The sequence below is a fragment of the Kitasatospora sp. NBC_01302 genome, assembly GCF_035976515.1.
GTDB lineage: Bacteria > Actinomycetota > Actinomycetes > Streptomycetales > Streptomycetaceae > Kitasatospora.
The window spans coordinates 7,725,809-7,751,156 of record NZ_CP108404.1 but is presented as its reverse complement, the minus strand read 5'-3'; the positions used below and the strand labels follow the sequence as shown (position 1 = coordinate 7,751,156).

The 25,348-nt window shown below is 72.6% G+C and carries 24 protein-coding genes; 5 read left to right on the top strand and 19 right to left on the bottom strand.

Annotated features, from left to right (window positions below):
* Positions 1–50: 50 nt before the first annotated feature.
* The 8 genes from OG294_RS33985 to OG294_RS33950 all read right to left on the bottom strand — a co-directional run bounded on the left by OG294_RS33985 (position 51) and on the right by OG294_RS33950 (position 7,202).
* A complete protein-coding gene (locus OG294_RS33985; protein ID WP_327070392.1) occupies positions 51–266 on the bottom strand; it encodes an MbtH family protein in 216 nt (71 codons plus the stop codon).
* Positions 267–899: 633 nt separating this feature from the next.
* Positions 900–2,168 carry a sugar ABC transporter permease gene (locus OG294_RS33980; RefSeq protein ID WP_327071773.1) on the bottom strand — a complete coding sequence of 423 codons (1,269 nt, stop codon included), beginning with the start codon at positions 2,166–2,168 and terminating at the stop codon, positions 900–902.
* Positions 2,169–2,269: 101 nt separating this feature from the next.
* Entirely contained in the window at positions 2,270–3,055 is a 786-nt protein-coding gene (locus OG294_RS33975) for an ATP-binding cassette domain-containing protein (protein WP_327070391.1), read from the bottom strand.
* A 97-nt stretch (positions 3,056–3,152) separates the two neighbouring features.
* Positions 3,153–4,253 (bottom strand): sugar ABC transporter substrate-binding protein, encoded by a 1,101-nt coding sequence (locus tag OG294_RS33970; protein WP_327070390.1) that lies wholly within the window; start codon positions 4,251–4,253, stop codon positions 3,153–3,155.
* Between the two features lie 195 nt (positions 4,254–4,448).
* Positions 4,449–5,075 (bottom strand): transglycosylase SLT domain-containing protein, encoded by a 627-nt coding sequence (locus OG294_RS33965; protein ID WP_442789379.1) that lies wholly within the window; start codon positions 5,073–5,075, stop codon positions 4,449–4,451.
* A gap of 108 nt (positions 5,076–5,183) precedes the next feature.
* Positions 5,184–5,594 carry an ester cyclase gene (locus OG294_RS33960; RefSeq protein ID WP_327070388.1) on the bottom strand — a complete coding sequence of 137 codons (411 nt, stop codon included), beginning with the start codon at positions 5,592–5,594 and terminating at the stop codon, positions 5,184–5,186.
* A gap of 42 nt (positions 5,595–5,636) precedes the next feature.
* The gene (locus OG294_RS33955) at positions 5,637–5,837 is read right to left on the bottom strand and encodes a hypothetical protein (RefSeq protein ID WP_327070387.1); all 201 of its coding nucleotides are present in this window, start codon (positions 5,835–5,837) and stop codon (positions 5,637–5,639) included.
* A gap of 21 nt (positions 5,838–5,858) precedes the next feature.
* A complete protein-coding gene (locus OG294_RS33950; RefSeq protein WP_327070386.1) occupies positions 5,859–7,202 on the bottom strand; it encodes a serine hydrolase domain-containing protein in 1,344 nt (447 codons plus the stop codon).
* Positions 7,203–7,787: 585 nt separating this feature from the next.
* On the opposite strand from OG294_RS33950, the gene OG294_RS33945 reads away from it, so the two are divergent.
* Both OG294_RS33945 and OG294_RS33940 read left to right on the top strand, forming a co-directional pair.
* Entirely contained in the window at positions 7,788–8,342 is a 555-nt protein-coding gene (locus OG294_RS33945) for a YceI family protein (RefSeq protein WP_327070385.1), read from the top strand.
* A gap of 146 nt (positions 8,343–8,488) precedes the next feature.
* Complete coding sequence (locus tag OG294_RS33940) at positions 8,489–9,046, top strand: DUF3515 domain-containing protein (RefSeq protein WP_327070384.1); 558 nt, start codon at positions 8,489–8,491, stop codon at positions 9,044–9,046.
* A gap of 43 nt (positions 9,047–9,089) precedes the next feature.
* Here the strand turns inward: OG294_RS33940 and OG294_RS33935 are convergent, their stop codons facing one another.
* Complete coding sequence (locus tag OG294_RS33935) at positions 9,090–10,160, bottom strand: LacI family DNA-binding transcriptional regulator (RefSeq protein ID WP_327070383.1); 1,071 nt, start codon at positions 10,158–10,160, stop codon at positions 9,090–9,092.
* Positions 10,161–10,551: 391 nt separating this feature from the next.
* Between OG294_RS33935 and OG294_RS33930 the strand changes: the two genes are divergently transcribed.
* Complete coding sequence (locus OG294_RS33930) at positions 10,552–12,015, top strand: glycoside hydrolase family 1 protein (protein WP_327070382.1); 1,464 nt, start codon at positions 10,552–10,554, stop codon at positions 12,013–12,015.
* Positions 12,016–12,256: 241 nt separating this feature from the next.
* Here the strand turns inward: OG294_RS33930 and OG294_RS33925 are convergent, their stop codons facing one another.
* The 3 genes from OG294_RS33925 to OG294_RS33915 all read right to left on the bottom strand — a co-directional run bounded on the left by OG294_RS33925 (position 12,257) and on the right by OG294_RS33915 (position 14,427).
* Entirely contained in the window at positions 12,257–13,195 is a 939-nt protein-coding gene (locus OG294_RS33925; RefSeq protein ID WP_327070381.1) for an SDR family oxidoreductase, read from the bottom strand.
* Between the two features lie 127 nt (positions 13,196–13,322).
* Positions 13,323–13,919, bottom strand: a complete 597-nt coding sequence (locus OG294_RS33920; RefSeq protein WP_327070380.1) for a TetR/AcrR family transcriptional regulator — start codon at positions 13,917–13,919, stop codon at positions 13,323–13,325.
* Between the two features lie 106 nt (positions 13,920–14,025).
* Positions 14,026–14,427, bottom strand: a complete 402-nt coding sequence (locus tag OG294_RS33915) for a winged helix-turn-helix transcriptional regulator (RefSeq protein ID WP_327070379.1) — start codon at positions 14,425–14,427, stop codon at positions 14,026–14,028.
* Positions 14,428–14,517: 90 nt separating this feature from the next.
* On the opposite strand from OG294_RS33915, the gene OG294_RS33910 reads away from it, so the two are divergent.
* Positions 14,518–15,267 carry an SDR family oxidoreductase gene (locus OG294_RS33910; RefSeq protein WP_327070378.1) on the top strand — a complete coding sequence of 250 codons (750 nt, stop codon included), beginning with the start codon at positions 14,518–14,520 and terminating at the stop codon, positions 15,265–15,267.
* Positions 15,268–15,338: 71 nt separating this feature from the next.
* On the opposite strand, the gene OG294_RS33905 is transcribed toward OG294_RS33910, so the two are convergent.
* From OG294_RS33905 to OG294_RS33895, 3 genes are all read right to left on the bottom strand, one after another.
* Positions 15,339–15,866: a PadR family transcriptional regulator gene (locus OG294_RS33905; RefSeq protein ID WP_327070377.1), complete on the bottom strand. Its 528-nt coding sequence runs from the start codon at positions 15,864–15,866 to the stop codon at positions 15,339–15,341.
* Between the two features lie 150 nt (positions 15,867–16,016).
* Complete coding sequence (locus OG294_RS33900; RefSeq protein ID WP_327070376.1) at positions 16,017–18,038, bottom strand: NADPH-dependent 2,4-dienoyl-CoA reductase; 2,022 nt, start codon at positions 18,036–18,038, stop codon at positions 16,017–16,019.
* Positions 18,039–18,130: 92 nt separating this feature from the next.
* Positions 18,131–18,559 (bottom strand): winged helix-turn-helix transcriptional regulator, encoded by a 429-nt coding sequence (locus tag OG294_RS33895; RefSeq protein WP_327070375.1) that lies wholly within the window; start codon positions 18,557–18,559, stop codon positions 18,131–18,133.
* Positions 18,560–18,669: 110 nt separating this feature from the next.
* Between OG294_RS33895 and OG294_RS33890 the strand changes: the two genes are divergently transcribed.
* Entirely contained in the window at positions 18,670–19,260 is a 591-nt protein-coding gene (locus OG294_RS33890; protein ID WP_327070374.1) for a flavodoxin family protein, read from the top strand.
* An 84-nt stretch (positions 19,261–19,344) separates the two neighbouring features.
* Here the strand turns inward: OG294_RS33890 and OG294_RS33885 are convergent, their stop codons facing one another.
* The 4 genes from OG294_RS33885 to OG294_RS33870 form a co-directional block, all read right to left on the bottom strand.
* Positions 19,345–21,606, bottom strand: a complete 2,262-nt coding sequence (locus OG294_RS33885) for a serine/threonine-protein kinase (protein WP_327070373.1) — start codon at positions 21,604–21,606, stop codon at positions 19,345–19,347.
* A gap of 211 nt (positions 21,607–21,817) precedes the next feature.
* Entirely contained in the window at positions 21,818–22,897 is a 1,080-nt protein-coding gene (locus tag OG294_RS33880; RefSeq protein WP_327070372.1) for a Zn-dependent alcohol dehydrogenase, read from the bottom strand.
* Positions 22,898–23,001: 104 nt separating this feature from the next.
* Positions 23,002–24,420 (bottom strand): aldehyde dehydrogenase family protein, encoded by a 1,419-nt coding sequence (locus tag OG294_RS33875; protein WP_327070371.1) that lies wholly within the window; start codon positions 24,418–24,420, stop codon positions 23,002–23,004.
* A 156-nt stretch (positions 24,421–24,576) separates the two neighbouring features.
* Entirely contained in the window at positions 24,577–25,344 is a 768-nt protein-coding gene (locus OG294_RS33870) for a 3-oxoacyl-ACP reductase (RefSeq protein ID WP_327070370.1), read from the bottom strand.
* Positions 25,345–25,348 lie beyond the last annotated feature (4 nt).

Below are 25,348 nucleotides of genomic sequence, written 5' to 3'. Positions count from 1 at the left end.
TTTTTTCTCTCACCCCATCGGTTCGGCGAATCGGCGACGACGCGCGTCCGTCAGGACGACGCGTCCATCTCGCGGACCAGGCTGAGCGGACGCATGTCGGTCCAGTGCTCCTCGACATGGGCGAGGCACGCCTCGCGCGCCGCCGGGCCGAACCGCGCCGTCCAGCCGGCCGGCACCTCGATCGCCACGGGCCAGAGCGAGTGCTGCCCCTCGTCGTTGACCAGGACCTGGTACTGGGCGTCGTCGTTCTCGAATGGATTGGCCATGCTTCACCTTCTCGATCTCTGCAGGCGGGAACGGAGCAGCGCGCACCGGCCGGCCCCTGTCGGGAGGACGGCGGCGCGGGCGCGTTCAGCCGTGTGTTCAGCCGCGCGTTCGGCGGCGGGAAGAGTGTGTGGAGCCGGACGGAGCCGGCCTGCGCGGTGCGCACGGCGCCGGCCTGTCGCACCCCCGTGGCATGCCCACGACCCAGCAGCGGTCCGGTATGTGACGCTGCATCAGGTGCCGTGCGGCGCTTTCAACCTAGGAGCTCGGTGACGGAGCTGTCAACGCGCGAAGGATCATGAAAAGAATCTGCCGCGGGCGACTCCGGGAGCACACCCGGACAGGCCCGCTCTCGACAACCGGACTGCGGGAAAAAGGCGTTCCGGAGCTGAACCGCACGAGCGCGCCGCCCGTACGCCGGCTCGGGGCCGTCGGACAGGTCGGGAAGGGGCCTGCTGGGGCAAGGTCTCACACTCCGTCGCTGGGCGGGCCCGCCTCGCGAGGAGGCGGGCCGGCGGCTCTCGCGCCGCTCACACCTAAGAACGCGTCGACACCGAGGTTTGGTTACACCGATCCGTGATCCTTCGGAAGCGGAACGGTTACCACCCGTCCGAAAGCCGGACCATGACGGGCGCTCAGGCGCGTCCCGCCGCCTTCTGGGTGCGCCGGGCCAGCGAGTCGATGACCACCGCGGCGAGCAGCACGGCACCGGTGATCATGAACTGGATGGCGTTGCTCAGCCCCTCGATGTTCATCCCCGACTGGATCGAGCCGATCACCAGCGCGCCCAGCAGCGCCGACCAGGTCGTGCCGCGCCCGCCGAAGAGGCTGGTGCCGCCGATGACGGCCGCCGCGATCGCGTTCATCAGCAGGTTGCCGCCGCCCGAGGTCTGGCTCGCGGACTGGATCTGCGCGGCCAGGAAGAGGCCGCCGACGGCCGCCATGGTCGAGCAGATGGTGAAGACCGAGATCCGGGTCCAGACCACGTTGATGCCCGCCCGGCGGGCACCCTCGATGTTGCCGCCGAGCGCGAAGACCTTGCGCCCGTAACCGGTGCGGCGCAGCACGAAGTCCAGCGCCACGATGAAGACCAGGAAGACCAGCAGCGCCAGCGGCAGGCCCTTGTACTGGTTCAGGGTGTAGGCGGCGAGGTAGCTGACCACGGCGAGCGCGACGGTGCGCAGCGCGATCTCGGCGACCGGCCGGGACGGCACGCCGGCCTTGCGGCGCCGGGCGGAGTCCAGCAGCGAGGCGGCCAGGAAGAGCACCACGCCGGCCGTGGCCAGCCCGTAGGCGGCGATCTGCTGCCCGTAGATGGTGCTGTAGAGCCGCGAGACGACGTCGCGGCCGGAGAGGTTGACCGTGCCGTTGGCGCCGAGCACCTGGAGCATCAGCCCGTTCCAGCCCAGGTTGCCGGCCAGGGTGACCACGAAGGCGGGCACCCCGATCCGGGCGAAGAAGGTGCCCTGGATGAAGCCGACCACCGCGCCGCCCGCGAGCGCCACGATGAGCGCCACCCACTGGTTCACCCCGTGGGTGACCTCCAGCACCGCGTAGATCGCCGCGCACAGGCCGCTGACCGAACCGACCGACAGGTCGATCTCGCCGAGCAGCAGCACGAAGACCACGCCGATCGCGATCATCCCCGTGCCGACGATCTGCTGGGAGAGGTTGGAGAGGTTCTGCGCGGACAGGAAGCTGCTGTTCAGGCTGCCGAACACGGCCCAGATCACGACCAGCGCCAGCACCACCGGCAGCGAACCGAGTTCACCGCTGCTGATCCGGCGGCGGAACTCACCGAGGTAGCCCTTGAGGCCCTCCTGGCGGACGATCAGCCGCGGGTCCACCGCCGGGATCGCCTCGGCGGCCACCGGGACCGGCGCGTTGACCCCGCCGGTGGGCATCGCGTCCTCGGGCAGCTGGTGGCGCCGCTCCTCGTGGCGGCCCTCCTCGAAACGGCCCTCCTCGAAGCGCCCGCCCTCGGGCGGGGTGCTGGGGTCGTCGCTCACTGGGTGCCCTCCGTCCCGCGGGCCTGGCGGCGGGTCACGGCGTTGTCCGTGGCGCCGGTGATGGCCGAGATGATCTGTTCCTGGCTGGTCGAGCGCCGGTCGAAGACCCCGTTGTTGCGGCCCAGCCGCAGGACCGCGACGCGGTCCGCGACGGCCATCACATCGGCCATGTTGTGACTGATCAGGATCACCCCGAGGCCCTGCTCGCGCAGCCGCTCGACCAGGTCCAGGACCTGCGCGGTCTGCTCGACGCCGAGCGCCGCGGTCGGCTCGTCCAGGATGACCACCTTGGGCGAACCGATCAGCGAGCGGGCGATCGCGACCACCTGGCGCTGACCGCCGGAGAGCGAGGCGATCGGGATCCGGACACTGGGGATCCGGATCGACAGGGTGTCCAGCAGCGCGCGCGAGCGCTGCTCCATCGCGACCTCGTCCAGCACCCCGAACCGCTTCAGCTCGCGCCCGAGGAAGAGGTTGCCGACCACGTCCAGGTTGTCGCAGAGCGCGAGGTCCTGGTAGACGGTGGCGATCCCCAGGTGCTGGGCGTCCTGCGGCCGGTGGACGGAGACCGGGCGGCCCTGCCACTCGATCACGCCCTCGTCCGGCTGGTTGACCCCGGCGATCGCCTTGACCAGGGTCGACTTGCCCGCGCCGTTGTCACCGACCAGCGCGAGCACTTCCCCCGTGCGTACCTCCAGCTCGATGTCGGTCAGTGCCTGCACCGCACCGAACCGCTTGGAGACCCCGCGCAGGGCCAGCACCGGTCGACCTTCGCCTGCCATCGCAGCCGCTCCCTTCCGCCCTCTGCCACCCGGCCCGCCGCCCTTGCCCCGAGCGGCCCACCAGGGAGCCGCCGGGTCGCCACACCCGCGTGCGCGGCTACTGCAGCCCGGCCGCGGTGCAGTCGGCGGCGAAGTCGGGGGTGCAGATCTGCGGCACCGTGTAGAGGCCGTCGGCCACCACGGTGGTCTTGATGTTGTCCTTGGTCAGCACGGTCGGGGTGATCAGCTCGGACTTCACCTTGGTGCCGCTGCCGCTGGTCGCGGTGGTCGGGGCCACCGAGGCGGCGATCGCGGTGCCGGTGGCGAGGTCGACCGCCATGGTGCCGGCGGTGTCCGCCTCCGGCTTGTAGGGCTTGTAGATCGACATCGTCTGGGTGCCGGCCAGGATCCGCTGCACCGCGTCCAACTGGGCGTCCTGACCGGTCAGCGGCACGCTCAGGTTGGCGGCCTTGAGCGCGGTGGCGATACCCGCGGCCATGCCGTCGTTGGCGGAGTAGACGCCGACCACGTTCTGCGCGCCCAGCGCGGTGATCGCGGCGGCGGCCTCCTGGTTGGCGTTGTTCGGGTCCCAGTTCGGCGTGTCGTACTCCTTGCCGATCTTCAGCTTGCCGTCGATCGCGCTGTGCGCACCGGCCTTGAACTGCGCGGCGTTCGGGTCGGTGGGCGAGCCGTTGATCATGATGATCTCGCCGCTGCCCGACTTGCCGCCCACCGCGGCGACCAGCGCCTGCCCCTGGAGCTGGCCCACCTTGGTGTTGTCGAAGGAGACGTAGGCATCGACCGGCCCCTGCGCCAGCCGGTCGTAGGCGACCACCTTGACCCCCGCGTCGTGGGCCTTCTGCACCGAGGACTGGATCGCCTTGGCGTCCACCGCGTCCAGGATCAGCACCTGGTCGCCCTTGGTGAGGGCGGTGTCCACCTGGGTCTGCTGGACCGTGGCGTCCTGGTTGGCGTTGTAGTAGTCGACCGTCGCGTTCGGGGCCAGCTGCTTGATCCGGGCCTCGATCAGCGGCTTGTCGAACTGCTCGTAGCGGGTCGTCTTGGACTCCGGCAGCAGCAGCCCGATCTTCAGCGCGGCCGTCGAGCTGCTCGCACCCGCGCTGCTGGTGGACTTCTTGGCGCTGCCGCAGGCGCTCGCGCCGACGGCCAGACCGAGGATGGTGGTGGCAACGGCCGCCCGGCGCAGAACGATCTTCATCGGATGCCTCTCGTGGTCCCGGTCTCCCCCGTGACCGAGTCTGCGAACAGGGCACCGACGGCACGAGCCGGGCTGCGCCGAACGAGGAGCGGCATCCCTCCGATGATGGCAGGTCAGGTTCCACCGCCGGGGCCCGCCGGGGCCGGGGTGAGGAGGCCTCAGCGGTTCGGCCACCGCACCGGGCCGCCGGGCCGGCTACTGCTTGAGGGCCGCCGCCGCCTTGTCCCAGTTGGCGTGCAGCTGGTCCAGGTAGGTGCGGGCCGCCGGGCCGGGCGAGGTGCCGCGGGCGAAGGCCAGCATGTTGCCGGCCCCGGCGTTGTAGCCCAGCGCCAGCAGCTCGTCCCGGTCGAGCGAGGTGGCCGGGTGCGCGGGCAGCTGGGTGCCCAGGTCGTGCAGGAACCAGGCCGCCGCCTCGATCGCGAGGTCCGGGTCGTCGGGCAGCTGCTCCCACTGCCGGCCGGCGAAGTCCCGGCCGGCCTTGGTGTCGTCGAAGGCGGCCCGGTGCATGTTGGCGATCCCGAAGGCGGCGTCGGGCTTGAGCGCCTGCCAGGCGCGTTCCGCGGCCGGGTCGTGCGGCTTGTAGGACTCGTTGTAGAGGATCGCCATCAGCAGCTGCGGATCGATCCCGGCCTGCCCGGCCCGGGCCTTGACCTGGGCGGCGTACTGGGCGGGGTCGTAGCTGGAGGCGCTGGGCACGGGGACGGCGGTGCCCGCGCCCGCTGCGCTGCCGCCCGGCGCGGTGGAGGATCCCGGGGCGGGCGAGCCGGCGGCCGGGCCCGCGCCGGCGCTGCCGTGGTCACCGCCGCGCACGCCGTGGACCATGAACCCCAACGCCAGCACGGCGGCCACCCCCGCCACCGCTCGCCCGTACCTGCGCACCCGCGCCACCCCGCCTTCCGTCCGGTCCCTTCCCTTACGCTACTGCGTGAGCTACTGGTGGATGCCCCACAGGTCCAACTGGGCCCACTGCCCGGTCACCCGGCCGCCGGCCACCCGCACGATCCGGATGACCTGGAAGGCGACCCGGCGCCCGGTCGCGGGGAGGCCGAGGAACTCGCCGACATGGGTGGCCTCCACCCGGAAGCGCACCGTGACGGCGTCGGCGCCCTCCACCAGCTCCTCCTCCGTCATCGACAGGTCGGCCCAGGGCGTGACCATGTTCCTGACGTAGTGGCCCACGGCGACCTCGAAGTCGGTGAGCCACTCGGTCAGTCCGAGACACTTCTCCAACCAGTGCTCGGCGTCGATCAGTTCGGCGGCACCCTTGATGTCACCGGCCAGCAGGCGATCGTTCCAGGCGCGGTAGAGCTCCAGCGGGGTGGGGTCGGCGGTCAACTCCATGGCGGCCCACTTCCTTTGGTCGGGGGCCCTGACGCTAGACCGTCACAGCGCACCGCCACCAGCATCGGCGGGCACTGCGCCATCAGCGGCGCGACGCATCCGCACGTTGGGCAACCGGCCCTTCCACAGCTCGCGTTCGCCGGCCGCCGGCTTGGGACAGGCCGCCAACCAGGCCGCGAGCTGAACCCGTCCGAGTTCGGCAGCGTCGCCCTCCCGCGCCGATCTTATCTGATGCATCGTCACCCCCTCTCGCCACAGGCCGTTTCAGGAGTGCTCGACCAGCTCCACCGGGTGGGTCAGGTAGTTGCCGTACCAGCCCTCGCGGTCGCCGTCCTTGTACGTGCGCAGCACCCCGGTCAACCGCTCCTGCGCGGCCCGCAGTTCGAGCACCATCGCCGGGGTGTTCAACCGCGCGTCCGGCGTGGGCAGCTGGAGCGGAACGGCGGCCCGCAGCGCCCAGCTCCGCGAGGCCACCGCGGGCACCGTCGCCCGGCCGGCGCCGGGCAGCCCGACCTCGATCCGGCCGTCCGCCAGGATCCCCAGCTCCACCGGCAGCGCACCGCCGGGCACCGCGACCGTGCCCGCCCACCGGCCCGCGGGCAGTTCCATCGCCAGCACCGGCTCGGGCGTCATCGGCGCGATCAGCTCCGGCCGGTACCCCGGGACCAGCTCGCCCATCACATGGTCGATCACCTTGTCCCGCGCGGTCTTGTCGGTGCTGTTGCAGAGCACCGCCACCGAGAGCCCGAGCTCGGGCACCGCCAACAGCATCGCCGCCACCCCGGCACCTCCGCCGCCGTGGCTGTGGATCACCGGACCGGCCCCGCGCGCGAGGTTCCAGCCCAGCCCGTAGGCGACGTGCTCGTTGACCGGCTGCCCCGCGTGCATCGCGGCCAGCGTCCCGGGCCGCAGCAGCTCCGGGTAGCGCTGGGCGAGGACCACCAGGTTCTCGGCCGTCCCCCAGCCGGCCGAGGCGACCGGCGTGCCGCTGCGGTACAGGGGGTAGGCGCGCCGGTCCGCGGTGTAGCGCTCGGCCCTGGGCCCCGGGCAGTCGACGCCGAGCCGCAGACCGGGCAGGCCGAGCGGCTCGAAGAGGCGCTCGCGCAGGAAGTCGGGCAGCGCCTGCCCGGTGACCGACTCCAGCAGGCGTCCCACCTGCAGGTAGCCGAGGTTGGAGTACTCGAAGCCGCTGCCGGGCTCGCGCAGCAGCGTCAGATAGCCGGCCGGGTCGATCAGCGGCCCGTCCGCGTACTCGAAGTTGTAGTAGCCGCCCAGGCCACCGCGGTGCTGGAGCAGCTGGCGCAGCGTCGGGTCCGGCCACGGCGCGGCCCAGGCGTACGGCCGGGCGTACGGGCCGGGCACCGGGGTGTCCAGGTCGAGCAGACCCGCGTCCGCCGCCAGGCAGCAGCCGATCGCGGTGAACGTCTTGGTGATGGAGTTGAGCGAATACGCGGTCTGCGGCGTGGCCGGGCGCCGGGCCGCGAGGTCCGCCCAGCCGTACGCCTCGGCCAGCACCGGCTCACCGTGCTCGGCCACCGCCACCGAGACCGACGGGCAGTCGTGTTCCGCCAGCACCTCGGTGCAGAAATCCGTCAAACCGTCCAGCATGGTCACCCTCCCGTTTGCCCGACCGGCCGGCCTTGATCAACCGGCCGGGACGGACTCTAGTGGTCCGCCCGCGAAGCACCGCGGGCGGACCGGGGCCGGGGCCAGGGCCAGGGAACGCGGGCGCCCCAGGCGGGCCCAGGCGGCTGAGGTGATTGAGGCGGTCACGACCGGGTACGCGACCGACGAGGTGAGGATCATGTCCATCCCCTTCCCCTCGGATCCGGACGCCGCTCCCCCGTACGCGCCGGAGCCCCGGCCGCCGGCCCCGGCACCGCCCGCTCCCTGGCCACCGGTCCCCGGCCCCGAGCCCGGGCAGCCGGAGCCAGGAGGACCCGAGCCCCGGGAGCCGCAGCCCGGCGGTCCCCCGCCCGTGGAGCCGGAGCCCGGCGAGGCATGACCACTCACGTGAGCACCGGCGCGGCCTGAGCACCGGCGAGGCGTGACCAGCGGTGCCCCGGGTCCCGCGGGTCGCAGCCCCCGACGCGCCCGCCGCCGTGTCACGGTGGACACCAGGGCCGGGCCGCCCCCGCGATCGCCCCGCCCGCACTCCGGCCCCACCATGATTCGGACGTCTCTGGAGGACGCATGAGCAGCACCCCGCTCACCGAGCTGACCGGTGACTACCAGCTGGACCCGGCCCACACCAGGATCGGGTTCGTGGCCCGGCACGCGATGGTCACCAAGGTCCGCGGCCATTTCAAGGAGTTCGAGGGCAGCGCGCACCTGGACGGGTCGGACCCGGCCAAGTCGACTGCCACCGTGACGATCAAGACCGGCAGCATCGACACCGGCAACGAGCAGCGTGACGGCCACCTGCGCACCAACGACTTCCTGGACGCGCCGAACTTCCCCGAGATCGTCTTCGCCTCCACCGGCATCGAGGCACTCGACGGGGACCGCTACCGCCTGACCGGCAACCTGACGATCAAGGACGTCACCCGGCCCGTCAGCCTGGACGTGGAGTTCGACGGCAGCGCCCGCGACCCCTACGGCAACCTGCGGCTCGGCTTCGAGGGCTCCACCACGATCAGCCGCAAGGACTACGGCATCACCTGGAACGCCCCGCTGGAGGGCGGCGGCGTGCTGGTCGGCGACAAGGTCGTGCTCGAGTTCGACGTCTCGGCGATCCGCCAGGGCTGACCACGCCTGCTGCCGCGCACCGGCCGGCCCCCGCGCCGACCGACCCGCACCGGCCGAGCCCCCGCGCCGACCGGGCGGACCGCAGGACGCGGACCGCAGGGCAGGGGCCCCGGCCGGCGCTCATGGAGGCCGGTTACGATCGATCGGTGTCTCGATTCCAGCGCCCGTTGCGCGCTCTGCAGGCCCTGCCCGCGCCGGTGCGCTGGCTGGCCGCTCCGGTGGTGCTGATCGGCTGCACCGGAGCGGTACTGATGAGCGGCGGTACCTACCAGCCGCCGCTCACCGCACCGACACCCGACGCCACGTCGGCCGGCTACTGCACCGCGCTGATGAAGGCACTGCCGAGCACGATGGTCGACCACCCGCGCGCCGACCCGGCGGGCTCCCGCTACGTGGCCGTCTGGCAGACCTCGCCCCGCACCGTGCTGCGCTGCGGGGTGCCCCGGCCGGCCTCGCTCAACATCCTGGCGAACCAGGAGTCGACCGGCCCGAACGTCGACGGCCTCCAGTGGTACCTGGAGAACGACGGCCACGGCGGCTACCGCTTCACCACCACGCTGCGCGCCACCTACGTCGAGGTGAGCGTGCCCGCCAAGGCCGTGACCTACCCGACGGACGCGCTCGGCGTGGTCTCCCCGGCCATCCTGAGCACCGTCCCGGACCTCAACGGGCAGTTCAGCACCGGGCAGGACACCGACCAGTAGGGCCCGCGGCGACCGGCCCCCTCCGGCATCGTCTGACGGTCCGTCAGGCCGAGTCGCGGACCACCAGCTCGGTGGGCATCACCAGTTGACGGCCGGGTCGCCCGAGGTCGGCGATCTCGTCCAGCAGCAACCGGGTCATCGTGCGGCCCATCAGCTCGATCGGCTGCCGCACGCTGGTCAGCGCGGGGTCGGTGTGCCGGGCCACGATCGAGTCGTCGAAGCCGACCAGCGCCACGTCCTCCGGCACCCGGCGGCCGGCCGCCCGCAGCACCTGGAGCGCGCCGGCGGCGAGCACGTCCGAGGCGCAGAAGACGGCGTCCAGGTCCGGGACGCGGTCCAGCAGCTCGCGCATCGCCGCCCGGCCGCCCTGTTCGGTGAAGTCGCCGAGGCCCACCAGCTCCTCCCGGCAGTCCTGGCCGGCCTCCGCCAGGGCGTCGCGGTAGCCGGCGAGGCGGGCCCGGGCGGCATCCATGTCCAGCGGACCGGTGACGGTGGCGATCCGCTCCCGGCCCTGCGCCACCAGATGGCGCACCGCGCTCCGGGCACCGCCCGCGTTGTCGGCGGCGACGTAGCCGAGCGACTCCTGGTCCCCGCGCCGCCCGGCCAGCACGGTGGGGATCCGCAGGTCCTCCAGCACGGCCGGCAGCGGATCGTCGCAGTGCACGGCCACCAGCAGCACACCGTCCACCCGCTGGGCGCGCAGGTAGGCGGAGAGCCGTTCGCGCTCACGCTGGTTGCGCACCAGGACGAGCAGCAACTGCATGTCGGTCTCGGCGAGTTCCGCGCAGACTCCGCTGATGATGCCGGAGAAGTACGGCTCCGAGAAGAGCCGGGTCTCGGCCTCCGGGACCACCAGCGCGATCGCGTCGGTGCGCGAGGTGACCAGGGTGCGGGCCGCCCGGTTGGGCACGTAGCCGAGTTCGGCCACCGCCTGCTCGACCGCCGCCCTGGTCCGGTCGCTGACCCGGGGCGAGCCGTTGATCACGCGGGAGACGGTGCCGCGCCCGACCCCGGCCAGCGACGCCACCTCCTCCAGCGTGGGCCGCCGCAGCCCGCGCCCGCCCGCAGTGCCGGCCGAGGGCCCGGCGGGGCGCTGTGCGGTTGAGCTGCTCATCTGTCACCTCGTACGACGGTCTTGACCTGGGGCAAGGGGACATTGTGGCAGGCAATCCTGTGGGTTAGCCGTGGATTGTCGAGGGGACTGACAGATTTCATTATCTGTCAGCTGTTCTCTGTTCTCTGTCGGTCAGGCGCTGTCATCCGTTGACCGTCATCCGGCAACAGGACGCTGACAGCTGCCAGTTGACCTCTGCCATCGGCCACCCCGACCTCGATCCCCTGACCCGTCCCCTTGACAGCCCACCTCGGCGGGCGGGAGTCTGCCGGAACGATTTCTGGGAGCGCTCCCACCTCCCCTTGCTCACACCGCCCCAGGCCGCAGAACCCCAGCACCCAGCACCACCCCAGCCACCCGTCGGCCCTCCCACCCCCTGCGAGCGTGCGTCATGCCCCTGCTGCCGCCCACCGATGGACCCGCCGCCCAACTCGCCTTCCCGTCTGACTTCCTGTGGGGTGCGGCCACCTCGGCCTACCAGATCGAGGGCGCCGCCCAGGAGGACGGTCGGACCCCGTCGATCTGGGACACCTTCTGCCGAACGCCCGGCAAGGTCCTGGGCGGTGAGAGCGGCGACCGCGCCGCCGACCACTATCACCGCTACCGCGAGGACGTCGCCCTGCTGTCCCGCCTCAACCTCGGCGCCTACCGGTTCTCCGTCTCCTGGCCCCGGGTCCAGCCCACCGGCCGGGGACCGGCCGCCCAGCGCGGACTGGACTTCTACCGTCGGCTGACCGACGAACTCCTCGCCGCCGGCATCCGGCCCGTGGTCAGCCTCTACCACTGGGACCTGCCCCAGGAGTTGGAGGACCAGGGCGGCTGGCCGGCGCGGGACACCGCCGAGCGCTTCGGCGAGTTCGCCGCACTCGTGGCCGGCGCCATCGGCGACCGGGCCGGTATCTGGGCCACCCTCAACGAGCCCTGGTGCGCCGCCTTCCTCGGCTACGGTTCGGGGGTCCACGCCCCGGGCCGCACCGCCCCCGGCGACGCGCTGCGCGCCGCCCACCACCTCAACCTCGGCCACGGCCTGGCCCTGAGCGCACTGCGCGCCACGCTCCCCACCACCGCACAGGCCAGCATCTGCTTGAATCTCCACCAGGTCCGCCCGCTCACCGACGCACCCGCCGACCTGGAGGCCGCACGGCGGATCGACGCCGTCGGCAACCGGATCTTCACCGGCCCTATTCTGCAAGGGCGTTACCCCGAAGACCTGCTGCTGGACACCGCGGCCCTGGTCGACTGGGGCACCCTGGTCCGCCCCGGCGACGAGCGGACCATCGCCGGCCCGATCGACCTGCTGGGCCTCAACTACTACACGCCGACGCTGGTTTCGGGCGTCGTTCCCACCGAGCCGAACACCGGGGGCGACAGGGGTACCGACGGCCACGGCGGCGGCGAGCACTCGCCCTGGCCCGGCGCCGACCGGGTCCTCTTCCACCGTCCGCCCGGCGAGACGACGGAGATGGGCTGGGCCGTCGACCCCACCGGACTGCACGAGTTGATCACCGAGGTGTCGCGCGCCCACCCCGGCCTGCCCCTGCTGATCACCGAGAACGGCGCCGCCTACGACGACCGTCCCGCACCGACCGGCGCGGTCCACGACCCGCAGCGCATCGCCTACCTGCACGGACACCTGGCCGCCGTCCACCGCGCGATCGCCGACGGCGCGCCGGTGCGGGGCTACTTCGTCTGGTCACTGCTGGACAACTTCGAGTGGTCCTACGGCTACAGCAAGCGTTTCGGCCTGGTCCACGTCGACTACCCGACCCAGCGCCGGACCCCGAAGTCCAGCGCCGCCTGGTACGCCGACGCAGCTCGCCGCCATGCCATCGACGCACTGCCCGAGGGAAGTTGACGCCCCACCGCGACCTTGGGCCCGTACGTGGGGAGGTGGGCGATGCGCCGAGCTGGGATCTCGGCCTCTGCCTGCGGCGAGCTGGGCCTCGCCGTCCGAGGGCTTGTCAGACAAACCCCGGGCGAACCGGCCGGGCCGGCGGCGGTGGTGGCCCGGGCCCGGACGCTGGTTAGAGGAGACCCTCGCCTCGCTGGGCGGCCGGACCCGGTGACGGCTCCACCGGGCCCGGCTGCTCAGCGCTTCAGAGCGGGTCGCCCAGCGGACCGTGCGCGGACTCCAGGCTCTCGGCCCAGTGCGCGGCCCAGTCCGGCGTGCTGCCGTCCGTGTCGGTGAAGCCGTACTCCCGGTACAGGCCCCATGTGGCGAGCGCACGACCGGACTTGGCCATGACCTCGGGGTCGGCGGCCAGCGCGACGACCGCCCGGCCCAGATAGGCCGGGGTCTCCGAGTAGGCGAAGTCCGGGTCCTTGGCCACGGCGTCCCGCCAGTTCCGCTCGGTGACGCCGAAGTGATCCAGCACCTCCTCCGAGCGCAGGAAGCCCGGCGTGAGCGCGAGGGCCGCGACACCGTGCGGCCTCAGCTCGGCGGCCTGCGCGACGGCCAGGCGGATCACCGAGGACTTCGCCAAGTCGTAGAAGACACTGCCCCGGTAGCGGGCGGTGTTGCCGTCGGTGACCTCCACCACCAGCCCGCGCCCGCGCGCGACCAGCAGCGGGAGGACATGGCGACTGGTGATCACATGGGTGTCCACCGCCTGCCGCAGCAGCCGGAAACCGACCTCCAAGTCCTGCTCCCAGAGCGGGTGTTCCCAGTCGGTCAGCGGGTCGCCGCCCCAGATCGAGTTGACCAGCAGGTCCAGCCGTCCGTCCTGCTCGGCCGCGATCCGCTCGGCGAGCGCCCGGACCTGCTCGGGTCGGCTGTGGTCGACCCGCACCGCGATGCCCAGCCCGCCGGCGGCGGTCACCCGCGCGGCCGTCTCCTCGATCGTCTCCGGCCGGTCCAGCTCGGAACGGCCCGCCGCGCTGCTGCGACCGGTGACGTAGACGGTCGCTCCGGCGGCGCCCAACTCGACCGCGATGCCGCGCCCACCGCCCCGGGTGGCACCGGCGACCAGCGCCACCTGCCCGGCGAGCGGGCGGGCGGGCTGGTCGGGCCGACGTACAACGGCCTGGTTTCCCATGAGTCCTCCAAGTCCCCCGGTGCTGTCGATGCTGTCGGCGAAGTGCTGTCAGCAGTGTCGGCGAAGTGCCGTCAGTGCGGTCGTGCTACCAGCGGGCGTGCCGCCCCGTTTCCGGCCCCGGGCCCACCTACCCCGGCACGGTCCGGACGTACGGGGCCAGCGCCCGGCCGACCTCGTGGCGCAGCCGCTGGTTCAGGGTGCCGTGCCGGTCGAGCGCCCAGGTCAGACCGGTACCGGCGACCACCGCCTGCAAGGATGCGGTCAGCGCGGCGAGGTCGGTGCCGGGTTTGAGCACGCCGTCGTCCAGCGCCTCGGCGAGCAGCGCGACCATGGCCCGGCCCTGCGCTTGGTGGACCAGCAGGGCCTGCTCGCGGAACTGCGCGTCCGCCAGGTCGATGCAGAGCGCGGCGAGGTGGTTGGCGTAGGTCTCGGGCGTGGACATCGGCGCCATGGACGTGACGATCAGTTCGGCCAGCGCGTCGAGCGGGGAGGCGTACCGTTCCCGCGCCCGGGCCGCGAGCCGCTCCGCGTCCACAGCGGACCGGGCGGCCATCGCGAGCAGCAGGCCGCGCTTCGAGCCGAAGCGCTGCACCAGGGTGCCGGGGACCATGCCGACCTCGCGCGCCACCGCCGCCAGGGTCAGTCCAGCGGGCCCCACCCGTCCGATCACCTCGGCCGCGGCCTGCAGGATCGCCGCGTCATCAATGGTTCTGGGACGGGCCACGCGGCGGCTCCCTTGGTCGATCCCGTTTGTAAATGGCTGTTCATTTATTAAAGCATCCAGCGTCACGCCTCGGCGAACTGCCCGCTCATCCCGACCCACCTGCGGTTCAGCACGCCTGCTGGCCGTCGTAGTGCTGCTGGGCCGCGAGGAGCTCGTCTCCGTGCTGGCCGAACCACCGGATGAGATCGGTCAGCGGTCCGGCCAGGCTGACGCCGAGTTCCGTCAGGCTGTACGTGACCTGGGGCGGGTTGGTGGGCGCGACATGCCGGGCGACAAGCCCGGCCCGGGCCAGTGCCTTGAGGTTCTGCGACAGCATCTTCTGGCTGATGCCACCCACTCGTGCGTGCAGCCGCGCGAAGCGGTGCGGGCCGGCGACGAGGGCCGAGATGATCAGAGTCGCCCAGCGGCTTGTCGTCTGATCCATGATCGGCCGTAGTGCGCACTTGTTGTCGAAGGTGTCATGGGCCAGCAGCCTGGCGGCTGTCGCGACCTGCTCCGTCTCCATCATGACAGCAGCTTACAAAAAAGTATGTACTTCCCAACAGTAAGCGGCTTTCCTACGGTGACTTCCACAAGCACTCATGTTCAAGGAGCCACTGTGAGCAGCAACAACGCACGTACGGCGATCGTCACCGGCGCATCAAAGGGTCTGGGCGCGGGGATCGCCAAGGCTCTGGCCGAGACCGGCGCGGCCGTCGTGGTGAACTACCGGGGGGACGCGGAGGGCGCCGAGCGGGTCGTCGCGGGCATCACCGCCAAGGGCGGCCGGGCGATCGCGGTCCAGGCGGACGTGGCCAGCCGCGACGACGTGCGCGCTCTCTTCGACCGGGCGCGCGAGGCGTTCGGCCCGGTCGACGTGCTCGTGAACAACGCGGCCGTCGCCACGTTCGCGCCGCTGTCGGGCATCACCGAGGACGAGTTCCAGCGCGAGATGACCACGAACCTCCTGGGCACGATCCTGACCACGCAGGCCCTGGCCGCGCAGGACGACATCGACGCCGCGTCGATCATCAACGTCTCGACGGCCGGTACGGTCAGCCACCCTCCCTACGCCTCGCTCTACGTCGCGTCCAAGAGCGCCGTCAACGCGTTCACCATCGTCGCGGCCAAGGAACTGGGCCCGCGCGGCATCCGCGTCAACGCGATCATGCCCGGCCCGTCGGACACCGAGGGCACCAGGGCCATGGGATACGCCGGGTCGGCCCAGGAAGCGCAGGCGATCGCCGCCACCCCGCTGGGCCGTACGGGCGTCCCCGACGACTACGGCCCGCTCGTGGCCTTCCTGGCTTCCGACGACGCACGCTGGATCACCGGGGACGTCATCCTCGCTTCCGGCGGCATGCGCTGACGCCCCCGCCGGCCCGTCAGCGGCGACGGCCTCGTGCAGGCAGGCCGCCGCACCCGACGGTCCCGGGGGACTCAACCCGCCGTGTCGGACAGCGCCTCGGTGAGCCACTGGATCCAGAAGGTCTCCAGACCGATCCCCGCGCGGAGCACCAGGTGCTGCAGGCGGTTCTCGTCAGCCGCCTGCTCGGCCGGGAAGTCGTGCTGCTCGATCTCCAGGTACTCCGCCAACTGCCGCTCGTGCAGGTCGAGATGGCGTTCGAGCTCGCCCCGCAGGCCGGGCGCCCCGACCACCGCGGCCGCCCGCAGGCGCAGCAGCAGCGGCTCCCGGACCGCCTTGGGGTCCTGGCTCTCGGCGACCCAGTCGACCAGCGCTGCCCGGCCCTCCGGCAGCACCTCGTAGGCCTTGCGCTGGCCCCGGCTGGGCGGCTGGGGCAGTGAGCGGATCAGTCCGGACTGCTCCAGCTTGCCCAGCTCCCGGTAGATCTGCTGGTGCGTGGCGGACCAGAAGAAGCCGATCGACTTGTCGAAACGTCGCGTCAACTCCAGCCCGGAGGAGGGCTTCTCCAGCAGGGCGGTGAGGATGGCGTGCGGAAGCGACATGGCGGACCGGCTCTCCTGGACTGCGCGACGGTACTGCGACAGCATCCTAGTTTCCAGGCGAGCCGGTCCGACCACGACCGATACGCGTGGCCCCGAGCGCTCTGGCCCGGCGCACTCGGGATCAGCGCACTCGGGATCAGCGCACTCGGATCAGAGCGAGGCCGCGAGCCTGGTGCCCTGGTCGATGGCGCGCTTGGCGTCGAGCTCCGCCGCCACGTCCGCCCCGCCGATCAGGTGCGGCTCGATCCCCAGCTCCTGCAGCCGCTCCACCAGCTCGCGACGCGGCTCCTGCCCGGCGCAGAGCACCACGGTGTCCACCGGGAGCAGCTGCGGCTGGCCGTCCACCGTAACGTGCAGCCCGGCGTCGTCGATCCGCTCGTAGCCGACGCCCGCCGCCATCACCACGCCGCGGTGCTTGAGTTCGGTGCGGTGGATCCAGCCGGTGGTCTTGCCGAGCCCGGCACCGACCTTGGTGGTCTTGCGCTGCAGCAGGTGCACCTGGCGCTTCACCTCAGGCCGGACCGCGGGCCGCAGGCCGCCGGCGCCGCTGTGCTCGGTGTCCACACCCCACTGCGCGAAGAACGCGGCCGGGTCCTGGCTGGCCGAGGTGCCCGGGTCGGTGAGGTACTCGGCGACGTCGAAGCCGATCCCGCCCGCGCCGATGATCGCGACCCGGTCGCCGACCGGCGCCTTGTCGCGCAGCACGTCCAGGTAGCTGAGCACGCTCGGGTGGTCGCTGCCGGGGATCTCGGGCGTGCGCGGGGTGACGCCGGTGGCCAGCACGACCTCGTCGAAGCCCTCCGCCGCCAGCGTCTCGGCCGTGACCAACGCACCCAGCCGCAGCTCGACCTGATGCTGCGTCAGCTGGTGGCGGTAGTAGCGCAGGGTCTCGTTGAACTCCTCCTTGCCGGGGATCTGGCGGGCGATGTTGAGCTGCCCGCCGATGGTCTCGGCGGCGTCGAAGAGCGTGACGGCGTGGCCGCGTTCGGCGGCGGAGACCGCGCAGGCGAGTCCGGCGGGGCCGGCGCCGACGATGCCGACACGCTTGCGCAGCTTGGTCGGCGAGAGCACCAGCTCGGTCTCGTGGCAGGCCCGCGGGTTGACCAGGCAGGAGGTGATCTTCATGCTGAAGGTGTGGTCCAGGCAGGCCTGGTTGCAGCCGATGCAGGTGTTGACCGCCTCGGGGGTGCCGGCCGCGGCCTTGGCGACGAAGTCCGGGTCGGCGAGCAGCGGGCGGGCCATCGAGACCAGGTCGGCGCAGCCGTCGGCGAGCAACTGCTCGGCCAGCTCAGGGGTGTTGATCCGGTTGGTGGTGACCAGCGGGATGCCCACCGAGCCCATCACCTTCTTGGTGACCCAGGCGAAGGCGCCGCGCGGCACCGAGGTGGCGATGGTGGGGATGCGCGCCTCGTGCCAGCCGATGCCGGTGTTGATGATGGTGGCGCCCGCCGCCTCCACCGCCTGGGCCAGCTCGATCACCTCGGCCAGCGTGGAGCCGCCGGGGATCAGGTCGAGCATGGAGAGCCGGTAGATCAGGATGAACTCGGGGCCGACCCGCTCGCGCACCCGGCGGACGATCTCCACCGGGAACCGCATCCGGTTCTGGTAGCTGCCACCCCAGGCGTCCTCGCGCTGGTTGGTGGGCGCGGCGATGAACTCGTTGATCAGGTAGCCCTCGGAGCCCATGATCTCCACGCCGTCGTAGCCGGCCTGCTGGGCCAGCTCGGCGGTGCGCGCGAAGTCCTCGATGGTCTGCTCGATCTGCTCCTCGGTGAGGGCGTTCGGCACGAAGGGGCTGATCGGGGCCTGGATCGCGCTCGGCGCCACCAGGTCCTCGTGGTAGGCGTAGCGGCCGAAGTGCAGGATCTGCATGGCGATCCGCCCACCGGCGGCGTGCACGGCCTCGGTCACCACGCGGTGCTCGGCCGCCTCCTCGGGGGTGCTGAGCTTGGCGCCGCCGCCCCACGGCCGACCGGCCTCGTTCGGCGCGATGCCGCCGGTGACGATCAGGCCGACCCCGCCGCGGGCCCGGGTGGCGTAGAACTCGGCCATCCGCTCGAAGCCGTCGGGCGCCTCCTCCAGGCCCACGTGCATCGAACCCATCAGCACCCGGTTGGGCAACGTGGTGAATCCCAGGTCGAGCGGGCGCAGCAGGTGGGGGTAGGCGGTCATCCGGACTCTCCTCGCGACTGTGGTTACTCCACGGTAGGGGCGAGGACGACCTCTATGCAACTAGTTTCATAAAGCCCGGGGAGCGGGGCTCGTCACAGCCCGGACGGCTGTCGGTCACGACCTTCGTCGTACCGCTGCTGCGCCGCCGCCACCTCGGGCATCCGCGACTCGACCAGCGCGATCAGCGCGAGCAGCCGGTCCGCCACCTCGCGCCCCAGCCCCGTGAGTCCGTAGTCGACCCGCGGCGGATTGGTCAGCTGCGCATCGCGGTGCACCAGGCCGTCCCGCTCCAGCGCCTGCAGGGTCTGCGACAGCATCTTCTCGCTCACGCCGTCCACCCGGCGGCGCAGCTCGTTGAAGCGGAAGGTGCCGTCGGCCAGCGCGGCCAGCGTGAGGCTGCCCCAGGCGTGCGTGACGTCCTTCAGGACGTGCCGCGACGGGCAGGCGCGCCCGAACACGTTGTAGGGCAGCCCGTCCACACCATCGCCGGCCACGGTCCCGGCGGAGCTCTCAGTCGCCATAGCAGGAGTGTACGCGGGCACTGCGCTAACCCTGGGGTTGCGCTTTCTAAATCACAGTGCTTATCTTTCGTTAGCACTTGCGAATCCACACCAAAGCCAGGAGCACCGCTGTGACCAGCCCCGTCATCTCGATCGCCGTCCACTCCGGCTACGGCCACACCGCCGTCATCGCCGAGGCGGTCCGCGCCGGTGCCGCCGAGGCCGGCGCCACCGTCCACCTGATCAAGGTCGACGCGATCACCGAGGCCGAGTGGGAGCTGCTGGACGGCTCCGACGCCATCGTCTTCGGCTCGCCCACCTACATGGGCGGCGCCTCGGGCGCCTTCCACACCTTCGCCGAGGCCAGCGCCAAGCGCTGGTTCGCCTCCGCCTGGCGCGACAAGCTGGCGGCCGGCTTCACCAACTCCGCCTCGAAGAGCGGCGACAAGCTCGCCACCCTGCAGTTCCTGAGCATCTTCGCCGCCCAGCACGGCATGAGCTGGGTGAGCCTGGGCCTGCACCCGGGCTGGAACTCCAGCACCGCCTCGGCGAACGACCTCAACCGCCTGGGCTTCTTCCTCGGTGCCGCCGCCCAGTCCAACAACGACCAGGGCCCCGAGGGCGTGCACAAGGCGGACATCGCCACCGCCGAGCACCTGGGCCGCCGCGTCGCCGAGCAGACCAGGATCCAGCTGGCCGGCAAGGCCGCGCTGGCCGCCTGAGCCGCGCAGACGCCGAAGCGCCGGTGGCCGCGCCCCCAAGGGGGAGGGCCACCGGCGCCGCGCGCTCGGGTCAGGGGACTCGGGTCAGGGGATCTGCCACTCCTGGGAGGCGTTGCCCGGCGTGCAGGTGCCCATGGTGAGCTGCTTGCCCGCGCCGTTGTCGGTCAGGCAGTTCTGCCCCAGGTAGTCCCTGATGTTCACGCCGGACGAAGCGGACACGATCCGCCAGGAGGCCATGCCGGCGGAGGCGGCGATGAGCTGAGTGCCGCTCCCGCCGTAGTACTGCATGCCCAGCAGACTGTCGTTCATGGTGCAGGCGCTGAAGGTGTCCCACTGGCCCGTCGTGTGGATCCAGCCGTAGCCGGTGTTGCCACCCATGATCACCGCGCCGCTCCCCGACGGGTTGCCGTCGGCCAGACCGACCTTGAGCCCGTCCCCCACATTGACGATCGCGCCCCAGTTCGCCCCGCCGCAACCCGAGGCCGGCGCGGCGGAGCTGGGCTGCGGGTTGGGGGCGGGCGGGTCGGGGGCGGGCGGGTTGTTGGACGCGGGCGGATTCGGCTGGCTGCCCGACGCCGAACCACCGCCGCCCGCGGTGCTGCCGCCGCCCGACGACCCGCCGCCGCTCTGCGCACCGCCACCGCCCGCGGACCCACCGGGCGCGCTCCCACCGCTCCCGGTGCCACCACCGCCCGTGGCGGCACCGCCGCCCGAGCCGCCGCTGCCCGCACCGCCACCGCTAGCCGAACCACCGCTACCGGAACCGCTGGTGCCCGAGCCGCCGCCGTTCGCCGCGCCACCGCCCTGCTGGCCGCCGCCTCCCCCGGTCCGCGCGCCCGCACCGGCACCCGTCCCGGGCTGCCCCGCGCCGGACGGCGTGCCGCCGGCCGCGGTCGGGGACGCCGAGCCGCTCGGCGACGCCGAACCCGAGGGCGAGGGTGAGGCCCCCGAGGCCGACGCGCTGGGCGAGGCGGAGCCGCCGGCGGACGTCGACGCGGACGCCGAGGCCGAGCCCGCGCCCGACGCCGAGGCGCTGCCCGACTGCCCGGCGGAGGCCGTCACGGCCGGGCGCGCGTCCGGCACCGCCGCGTCGGAGCTGAACGGCGTCCGGTCGATGAGCACCGCCGACCCCACCACCGCCGTGACACCGAACGGGATCAGCACCGGCAGCACCAAGCGGCGCCGGTACCACGGGGAGCGCGCGGCCACCACGGGCTGCGTCTGCTTCCCGGCGGTCGCGGTGTTCGACGTGGCTGCGGGGTCGGCGGCAGCGGCTGCACCGCCCGCCTCAACCTCGGCAGCAGGCCCGGCACCCTCCGCGACCCCGGCCGCCGGCCCGGCACCCTTCTCGACCGCGACCCCGGCCGCCGGCCCGGCAGCACTTTCGGCCACGACCGCAGCCGCCGGCTCGGCAGCACCCGCTGCCCCTTCCACTGCCTCCGCCGCCACCACGACCGCCCCCGGGCGGCCCTTGCCCCCCAGCGGCACCGTCCGCCCGACCGCCTCCGCGACCGGCACCCCCTCGGCCGCACCGCGCGCCGCGGCCGCCATCACCGCGGCATCGGCGAACCGCTCCTCGGGCGTCTTGGCGAGCGCGATGGCCACCAGGTCCCGGACCGGCTGCGCGAACCCGCCGGGCAGTTCCGGGGCCGGCTCCCGCACGTGCTTGAGCACGATCTCCAGCGCCGTCTCGCCCGTGAACGGCGGTGTCCCGACCAGCATTTCGTAGCAGAGCACGCCCATCGAGTAGAGGTCGGAGGCCGGGTCGGACGACGCACCCTCCGCCCGCTCGGGGGCCACGTACAGCGCCGTGCCCAGCACCGCCTGCGTGGAGGTGATCCGGGTCCCCGCCATCGCGCTGGCGATGCCGAAGTCGGTCACCGCCACCCGGCCGTCGTCGCGCAGCATCAGGTTGGACGGCTTGATGTCCCGGTGCACGATGCCCCGCTTGTGCGCGGCGTGCAGCGCGTCCAGCGCCTGGGCGACGATGCCCAGCGCCCGCTCGGCCGGCATCGGACCGCTCTCGGCGAGCGCCTCGTCCAGCGGCCGGCCGGTGATCAGCTCCATGACGATGTACGCGACCGGGCTCCCGGCGCCGGCCTCGCTCTCGCCGTAGTCGTGGACCTCGACGATGCCCGGGTGGTTGATCGAGGCGAGCAGCCTGGCCTCGCGCCGGAACCGCTCCATGAACGTCGCGTCGGCCAGCAGGGCCGGCAGCAGGATCTTGACGGCGACCTGGCGTCCGAGGACACCGTCCTCCGCACACCAGACCTCGCCCATGGCCCCGCCGCCGAGCCGCTCGGCAAGCGTGTAACGCCCCCCGAGCTCGGTCCCCCGACCCCACATCCTGCGCTCCCCTGTCAGGCTCGGCGTGACAGTTCGTCAGCCGACAGCGACAGTGTGCCAGAGCCCTCGCCATGGTCCAAGATGGATCGTGCGCACCAGTTCGACTCGGCGCACCGCCCCGGGGCACCGCCCTGGAAGCCTGCGCTCCGCTTCAGCGGACCACGCAGAAGGCCACTCGGAGAAGCGCTCAGAGGAGCACTCGGCGGACCGCTCAGAAGACCACCAACGACCGCCCGCCCTGCCCCGCCCGCATCCGCTCGAAGGCGGCCGGGATCTCGTCCAGCGTGATCCGGTCGGTGATCAGCGCCTCCAGGTCGAGGCGCCCGGCACGCACGTGCTCGGCGAGCAGCGGGACGTCCCGGGCCGGGTCGCTGTTGCCGTACACGCAGGCGCTCAGCGTGCGGGCGAAGTGGAACAGCTCCAGGGAGTTGAAGGAGACCAGGTCGTCCTTGCCACCGATGCCGACCACCGTGGTGCGCCCGCCGCGCCGGGTGGTGGACCAGGCGGCCCGCACGGCGCTGCCCCGGCCGGCGCACTCGAAGGCCTGGTCCGCGCCGTGACCATCCGTCAGTTTCCGTACACTGCGGGCGATCTGGTCGTCCGCGAGGAGGAAGTCGGTGGCCCCGTGGCGACGCGCCAGCTCCTCCTTCGCCGGGTTGACGTCGACGGCGATGATCACTCCCGCACCGGCGATCCGGGCCGCCTGCAGGACGGCCAGACCGACCCCGCCCAGCCCGAAGACCACCACCGACTCGCCCGCCCCGACCCGGGCGGCGTTGTGCACCGCCCCGTAGCCGGTGAGCACGGCGCAGCCGAGCAGCGCGGCCGAGGTGAGCGGCACACCGGCGGGCAGCGGCAGCAGAGCCCGCTCGCCGACCACCGTCTCCTCGGCGAAGGCGGCGACCCCGAGGCCCGGGTAGACGGCGGTGCCGTCCGCGAGCGCTCCGTAGGTCTGGCCGTAGGCATCACCCGCGCGCTCGCACAGCCACGGCTCGCCCAGTCCGCACAGGTGGCAGGTGCCGCAGGCCGGCGCCCAGTTGAGCACCACCGGGTCGCCCACCCGGACACTGGTGACGCCGTCGCCGACGGCGGCCACGGTGCCCGCGCCCTCGTGGCCGAGCACCACGGGGGTGGGCGCGCGCAGCACACCGGTGGCGAGCGAGAGGTCGGAGTGGCAGACGCCCGCGGCGGCCAGCCTGACCCGGACCTGGCCCGGCCCGGGTTCGGGCAACTCGATCTCGGCCAGCTCCAGCGGAGCGCCTACGGCGGTGAGCAGGGCGGCACGAACCATGGTGTTCCTCTTCGGTAGTCGGACTCTCGGCAACGCCAGGTGCGGCAGAACCCCGAAGGACAACGGCCGGAGAACTGCAGCGGGCCTGAGGACTGCGGCAGGCCTCAGAACTGCAGCGACTTGGTCTGCAGGAACTCCTCCAGGCCGTACCGCCCGAGCTCCCGCCCCACACCCGAGGCCTTGTAGCCGCCGAACGGCGCGATCGGGTTGAACTGCCCACCGTTGATGTGCAGTTGCCCGGCATCCAGGCGGCGGGCGAAGGCCACGGCGCGCTCCTCGTCCGCCGCCCAGACCGCGCCGGACAGGCCGTACTCGGTACCGTTGGCGATCTCGACGGCGTGCTCCTCGTCGCGGTAGGCGAGGATCGACAGCACCGGGCCGAAGATCTCCTCCTGCGCCACCGTCATCGCGGGCGTGACGTCGGCCAGCACGGTCGGCTGCACGTAGTAGCCGGTCGGCAGGTCCGCGGGGGCCTCGGCGCCGCCCGCCACCAGTCGCGCGCCCTGCGCCAGGCCGGCCTCGATGTAGCCGCGCACCCGGTCGCGCTGCTTGGCGCTGACCACCGGGCCCATCCGGGTCCCGGGCGAGGCCGGGTCGCCGGGGCGGTACTTGGCGGCGGCCTTGGCAGCCAGCGCGACGGCCTCCTCGTACTGGTCCTGGTGGACCAGCAGCCTGGTCCACGCGGTGCAGGTCTGGCCGGAGTTGGCGAAGACGTTGGCGGCGCTGACGTTGACCGCACGCCCCAGGTCGGCGTCCGGCAGCACCACACTGGCCGACTTGCCGCCGAGCTCCAGGGCCACCCGCTTGATGCCGCCCCCGGCCACCTCGCCGATCGCCCGGCCCACCGCGGTGGAGCCGGTGAACGAGACCAGGTCCACCTCGGGGTGGGCCACCAGCGCCGCGCCCGCCACCATGCCGACGCCGGTGACCAGGTTGAAGACCCCGGCCGGGAAGCCGGCCCCGTCGACGATCCCGGCGAAGAGCCGGGCCACCAGCGGGGTGTCCTCCGCGGGCTTGAGCACCACGGTGCAGCCGGCCGCGAGCGCCGGGACGACCTTGGCGACGATCTGGTGCAGCGGGTAGTTCCACGGCGTGATCGCGGCGACCACCCCGGCCGGCTCGGCGAACACGGTGGAGTTGCCCACCCGCTCCTCGAACGCGTACCCGGCCAGCAGCTCCAGGTAGGAGGAGGCCACCGCGAGCGGCAGTCCGGCCTGGACGGTGGTGGCGAAGCCGATCGGGCTGCCCTGCTCGGCCAGCACCGTCTCGGCGATCTCCTGCTGGCGGGCGACCAGGCCGTCCCGCAGCCGGGTCAAAGGTGCCAGCCGCTCCTCGCGGCCGGTGGTGCCCCAGGCCCGGGCGGCGGCGCGGGCGGCGGCCACGGCGGCGTCGACGTCGGCGGCGGTACCGGCCGGGACGGTGGCGATCACCTGCTCGGTGGCGGGGTCGACCACCTCCAGCGGCGTGCCGCCGAGGCTGGGCCGCCACGCTCCGTCGATGTACTGGTCCGTGTACTGCTGCACAGCTGGTCCTCTCCTCACGCGGCCGGCCGTTCAACTGCCGGCGCTGCCTGACCGGCCCCAGTCAACGCCGTACCGCCCGCACCGCGCAAGCATGCCGCGGCGCCGTGCCGCACCCCGGACCAGGAGTGCGGCACGGCGCCGCGGGCCGGTGCGCGGCTACTGCGGGGTCACGTAGGCGCCGGAGATCCCGCCGTCCACGAGGAAGGTGTTCGCGGTCATGAACGAGGAGTCGTCACTGGCCAGGAAGGCCACCGCCGCCGCGATCTCGCTCGGCTCGGCGAACCGGCCCAGCGGGATGTGCACCAGGCGCCGCGCCGCCCGCTCCGGGTCCTTGGCGAACAGCTCCTGCAGCAGCGGGGTGTTGACCGGGCCGGGGCACAGCGCGTTGACCCGGATCCCCTCCCGGGCGAACTGCACGCCCAGTTCGCGCGACATCGACAGCACCCCGCCCTTGGAGGCGCTGTAGGAGATCTGCGAGGTGGCCGCGCCCATCACCGCGACGAAGGAGGCGGTGTTGATGATCGAGCCCTTGCCCTGGCGCTGCATGTGCGGGATCGCGTACTTGCAGCACAGGTAGACGCTGGTCAGGTTGACGTCCTGGACCCGCTTCCAGGCGTCCAGCCCGGTGGTGAGGATCGAGTCGTCCTCGGGCGGGGAGATGCCGGCGTTGTTGAAGGCGATGTCCAGGCGGCCGTACTCGGCCACCGCCGCCTCGTACATCGCCTTCACCGCCTCCTCGTCGGTGACGTCGGCCCGCACGAAGAGCCCGCCGACCTCCGCGGCGGCGGCCTTGCCGCTGTTCTCGTCGAGGTCGACGCAGACGACCTTCGCTCCCTCGCTCGCCAGGCGCCGGGCGCTGGCCAAGCCGATGCCGCTGCCGGCGCCGGTGATCACGGCCACGCGGCCGTCGAGACGGTTGGTCATCTGT

Bases quoted from the DNA above. Each gene is read 5' to 3' on its own strand.
- OG294_RS33985 (WP_327070392.1), bottom strand. From the start codon at position 266: ATGGCCAATCCATTCGAGAACGACGACGCCCAGTACCAGGTCCTGGTC.
- OG294_RS33980 (WP_327071773.1), bottom strand. From the start codon at position 2,168: ATGCCCACCGGCGGGGTCAACGCGCCGGTCCCGGTGGCCGCCGAGGCG.
- OG294_RS33975 (WP_327070391.1), bottom strand. From the start codon at position 3,055: ATGGCAGGCGAAGGTCGACCGGTGCTGGCCCTGCGCGGGGTCTCCAAG.
- OG294_RS33970 (WP_327070390.1), bottom strand. From the start codon at position 4,253: ATGAAGATCGTTCTGCGCCGGGCGGCCGTTGCCACCACCATCCTCGGT.
- OG294_RS33965 (WP_442789379.1), bottom strand. From the start codon at position 5,075: ATGGTCCACGGCGTGCGCGGCGGTGACCACGGCAGCGCCGGCGCGGGC.
- OG294_RS33960 (WP_327070388.1), bottom strand. From the start codon at position 5,594: ATGGAGTTGACCGCCGACCCCACCCCGCTGGAGCTCTACCGCGCCTGG.
- OG294_RS33950 (WP_327070386.1), bottom strand. From the start codon at position 7,202: ATGCTGGACGGTTTGACGGATTTCTGCACCGAGGTGCTGGCGGAACAC.
- OG294_RS33945 (WP_327070385.1), top strand. From the start codon at position 7,788: ATGAGCAGCACCCCGCTCACCGAGCTGACCGGTGACTACCAGCTGGAC.
- OG294_RS33935 (WP_327070383.1), bottom strand. From the start codon at position 10,160: ATGAGCAGCTCAACCGCACAGCGCCCCGCCGGGCCCTCGGCCGGCACT.
- OG294_RS33930 (WP_327070382.1), top strand. From the start codon at position 10,552: ATGCCCCTGCTGCCGCCCACCGATGGACCCGCCGCCCAACTCGCCTTC.
- OG294_RS33925 (WP_327070381.1), bottom strand. From the start codon at position 13,195: ATGGGAAACCAGGCCGTTGTACGTCGGCCCGACCAGCCCGCCCGCCCG.
- OG294_RS33915 (WP_327070379.1), bottom strand. From the start codon at position 14,427: ATGATGGAGACGGAGCAGGTCGCGACAGCCGCCAGGCTGCTGGCCCAT.
- OG294_RS33905 (WP_327070377.1), bottom strand. From the start codon at position 15,866: ATGTCGCTTCCGCACGCCATCCTCACCGCCCTGCTGGAGAAGCCCTCC.
- OG294_RS33900 (WP_327070376.1), bottom strand. From the start codon at position 18,038: ATGACCGCCTACCCCCACCTGCTGCGCCCGCTCGACCTGGGATTCACC.
- OG294_RS33895 (WP_327070375.1), bottom strand. From the start codon at position 18,559: ATGGCGACTGAGAGCTCCGCCGGGACCGTGGCCGGCGATGGTGTGGAC.
- OG294_RS33885 (WP_327070373.1), bottom strand. From the start codon at position 21,606: ATGTGGGGTCGGGGGACCGAGCTCGGGGGGCGTTACACGCTTGCCGAG.
- OG294_RS33880 (WP_327070372.1), bottom strand. From the start codon at position 22,897: ATGGTTCGTGCCGCCCTGCTCACCGCCGTAGGCGCTCCGCTGGAGCTG.
- OG294_RS33870 (WP_327070370.1), bottom strand. From the start codon at position 25,344: ATGACCAACCGTCTCGACGGCCGCGTGGCCGTGATCACCGGCGCCGGC.